Annotated in this window: 5 protein-coding genes; 1 reads left to right on the forward strand and 4 read right to left on the reverse strand. The window is 40.7% G+C overall.

Annotated elements, in window-relative coordinates:
• The 3 genes from AAC037_RS22115 to AAC037_RS22125 all read right to left on the reverse strand — a co-directional run.
• On the reverse strand, positions 1–393 hold a 393-nt coding region (locus tag AAC037_RS22115; RefSeq protein ID WP_339905675.1), incomplete at its 3' end, for a TIM barrel protein.
• Positions 394–407: 14 nt separating this feature from the next.
• Positions 408–1,562 carry a methionine aminotransferase gene (locus AAC037_RS22120; protein WP_339905682.1) on the reverse strand — a complete coding sequence of 385 codons (1,155 nt, stop codon included), beginning with the start codon at positions 1,560–1,562 and terminating at the stop codon, positions 408–410.
• 48 nt (positions 1,563–1,610) lie between these two features.
• A complete protein-coding gene (locus tag AAC037_RS22125; protein WP_339905677.1) occupies positions 1,611–2,078 on the reverse strand; it encodes a heme-binding protein in 468 nt (155 codons plus the stop codon).
• Positions 2,079–2,183: 105 nt separating this feature from the next.
• On the opposite strand from AAC037_RS22125, the gene AAC037_RS22130 reads away from it, so the two are divergent.
• On the forward strand, positions 2,184–2,606 hold the full coding sequence (locus AAC037_RS22130; RefSeq protein WP_339905678.1) for a secondary thiamine-phosphate synthase enzyme YjbQ: 423 nt from the start codon (positions 2,184–2,186) through the stop codon (positions 2,604–2,606).
• 89 nt (positions 2,607–2,695) lie between these two features.
• Here the strand turns inward: AAC037_RS22130 and AAC037_RS22135 are convergent.
• A partial coding sequence (locus AAC037_RS22135) for a DUF4038 domain-containing protein (RefSeq protein ID WP_339905680.1) occupies positions 2,696–3,385 on the reverse strand: 690 nt, incomplete at its 5' end.

Here is a 3,385-nt window from a genome sequence, read left to right on the forward strand (position 1 = left end):
GCGCAAATTGTCAGCAATATTTAGGGCAGGATTTCTTCCAATGAAGGTATTGACTACGGGTATTCCCAATTTCTCGGCCCCATCAATTACTGCCAAAATATGAGAGAGTGCGTTCTCTGCCACTTTTTCATCAGGATCCATCGGGTTGGGATAAAAGCCCAATCCCGATACATAGACTTTCTTTTTACTTTGGTAGTCTTTGATATGTGCTACCGTTTTGTCATCAAGGTTGCCCACATCAATATGTGTAACTCCGGCGTAGCGCCTTTCTGCCTTGCCTTTCGGCCAACACATGATTTCTACACATGAAAATTTTTCATTGGCAGCAAAGTCAATGACTTCTTCAAAACTTTTTTCAGCCAGGATGGCACTTACAAAACCTAATTCAAGCATTCCTTGGAAACAATTTATAATTTACATAACAATTCAGCGGCTTTGTCCAGGATGTCATCGTCCTTAGCAAAACAAAACCGTAATAATTTATCATCTTTTTTATCCTTATAAAAAACGGATACAGGTACAGATGCTACCTTGATTTCTTTGGTAAGCCTTATGGCCAAATCATAATCATTTTCGTCTGTAATATTTTCGTAAGATACGATTTGAAAGAAACTACCTTTAGAAGGTTTAAAGGTAAATCTCGATGCACGTAAAGCTTCATTGAAACGATCTCTCTTCCTTTGGTAAAATTCAGATAGAGCTTCATAATGTTCAGGCAATTTTAAGAAATCTGCCAAGGCATATTGCATGGGAGACACTGTACAGAAAGTGATGTACTGGTGGATACGCCTAAACTCCTTGGTGAGTGCAGCAGGAGCCAGGCAATAACCAATTTTCCAGCCTGTAACATGGTAGGTTTTACCCACAGAATTGCAAATAAAAGACCTTTCTTTTAATTCCGGATGCGTCATCATGGAATGGTGAACCCCTCCATCAAAAACAATATGTTCGTATACCTCATCACTGATGATATAAATGTCTTTGTCCCGAATAATATCCGCTAAGCTATCAAGGTCTTCTTTACTGAAAACCGTTCCCACGGGGTTGTGGGGAGTGTTGATAAGAATGGCTTTGGTTTTGGGGCTGATTTTGGCTTTAACCATTTCCCAATCTATTTTAAAATCAGGGGCGTCTAAGGTGACGAAAATCGGAATGCCACCATTAAGGTCTATGGCCGGCACGTAGCTGTCATAGGCCGGTTCCAATACAATTACCTCATCTCCGGGATAGACTACTGCAGTAACTGCACAGAAGATGGCTTCTGTAGCTCCCGAGGTGACGGTCACTTCTGTCTCAGGGTCGTAGGCTGTTTCATAAACATCGGCGGTTTTTTGGGCGATGCTTTCCCTAAAAACCGGTGCACCGGACATGGGAGCGTATTGGTTGTAGCCGTTTTTTAAGTAGTGACAAACCAATTCACTTAGCTTTGGAGAACAATCAAAGCTTGGAAAGCCTTGAGATAAATTATAAGCCCCCTCATCTGTCGCTAATTTGGACATGACCGTAAAAATGGTTGTGCCTACATAAGGGAGTTTAGAGGGTAGATTTTTTGCTTTTTTCATCATTTGTAAAGATCCATCAGAATTATTCCCAATGTGGAAAAGTGAAAATTATTTGAAAGCTGCAACTCCGGCTTCAGCAATAATCCCATCTTCAGGTGGGGCAGCTCCACTCACCCCAATGGCTCCGATAACCTGATCTCCGGAAATTATAGGAAGCCCGCCTTCCATGGCCAGTACTCCGGGTAGACTAAGAATATTTAATCGCCCTTCCATGACCATGTCTTCAAATTCTTTAGTTGACCTTTTAAACTTAGCGGCAGTTTCACTTTTTTCTAAGGCCACGTCAATGCTTCCACTTTGGGTTCCATCCATTCTTCTGAGGACGACCAGGTGTCCGCCGGCATCAACGATAGCTATGACTACATTCCAATCGTTTGCTTTGGCTTTAGCTTCAGCAGCATCTGCAATTGCCTGAGCATCCTTAAGGCTAAGGATTTCTGTCATCTGTTGGGCATTGGTAGTGAAGCTCACCACGGTGAATAACAAGATTAAAATTGAAAAGCTTAGCTTCTGCATTTTATTGAATTTAAGTTTTAAAAGGATTAATCTTAAATATAATTAATAAACTGCAATTCTTAAATTTTTTATATTTGAGTAAGAAACAAATCGGTAAAAAATTCAATGAAAACTTTTCAAAAAGAAATTCAATTGCCCGCATACAAAAGAGGTTTTCACCTCATTACTAGACATATTGTGGATAACTTTCCTGAATTAAATAAAATTGATCGGGGACTGCTTCAGGTGTGGATAAAACATACTTCCGCAGGTTTAACGATCAATGAAAACGCTGATCCTACTGTAAGAGTAGATTTCGAAACCTTTGCCAATTACTTGATTCCTGAGGATTACCCCCATTTTGTACATACCATGGAAGGCCCTGATGATATGCCTGCACACCTTAAATCAAGTGTTTTTGGCTGTTCAGTACAAATTCCCGTTACTCGTGGTAGATTGAATCTGGGGACATGGCAAGGCATTTACCTTGGAGAGTATCGCAATTATGGAGGAAAGAGAAATCTCGTGCTTACAGTAATGGGAGAATAAGCTATTTTGAGTGATTAATGAAATAATGAAGAGAAAACAGCAATATATTGCTTTATCCACAATTTTATCCACAGCAATTTAACAACTGTTTAAATCTCAGGCTTGTAAGATTTCCACTGTTCCTGGTAGCTGCCTGATAGGATCAATAGCAACCAATCTTGTAAACTATTTGGTGTCTGAAAAGTATTTGAAATCCGCCCTTTGAGGGCTTCAATTTTTCCATTTTGAGGGTTGATCCAATAAGCTTCAGCCTTATTCAAAATGGTCTTTTTTATACGTGTTTTTATCTTGCTTCCTCGAGGTTGGTAAATAAGGATACAGCCTTGATCAATCGTCGTTAAGGCTAATTTCTGTTGATGGAAAGGCCACCTTAAGCCTGCCAAAACTTTTGTTGAAACCAGCATTTCCTGCCAGGGTAGCCGGGCAAAAAGCCTTGGCAATAAACCTACCTGTGAGGCTCCGGGTAAGTCCAGGGCTTTGTCCCAAGACATTTGAGCGCCAAATAGGGGGGGGACATTTTCTGAATGCATTTGCCAAACTTCATTGCATCCATAGGTATAACCGGCCGCGCCGCACAGCATGCTCCAATAGGCAGATAGCCGAACATCAGCGGCATTCAATCGCTGAAAATGCCATTTATTTAGTAAGTTGGGAATGTTTTCATAACCGGGCTCTCCATTGATTACAGGTCGGATAGGTTTTCTGCTTCTGGCCTTGTTTACAAATCTGTATTCCCGAAATTTTTTTTGATGCCTGGATTGAAACATGTCGATTTGCAA

The organism is uncultured Cyclobacterium sp., from assembly GCF_963976465.1.
GTDB lineage: Bacteria > Bacteroidota > Bacteroidia > Cytophagales > Cyclobacteriaceae > Cyclobacterium.

Excerpts from the sequence above, each read along its gene's own strand:
- AAC037_RS22120 (WP_339905682.1), bottom strand. The coding sequence starts at position 1,562 with ATGAAAAAAGCAAAAAATCTACCCTCTAAACTCCCTTATGTAGGCACA.
- AAC037_RS22125 (WP_339905677.1), bottom strand. The coding sequence starts at position 2,078 with ATGCAGAAGCTAAGCTTTTCAATTTTAATCTTGTTATTCACCGTGGTG.
- AAC037_RS22130 (WP_339905678.1), top strand. The coding sequence starts at position 2,184 with ATGAAAACTTTTCAAAAAGAAATTCAATTGCCCGCATACAAAAGAGGT.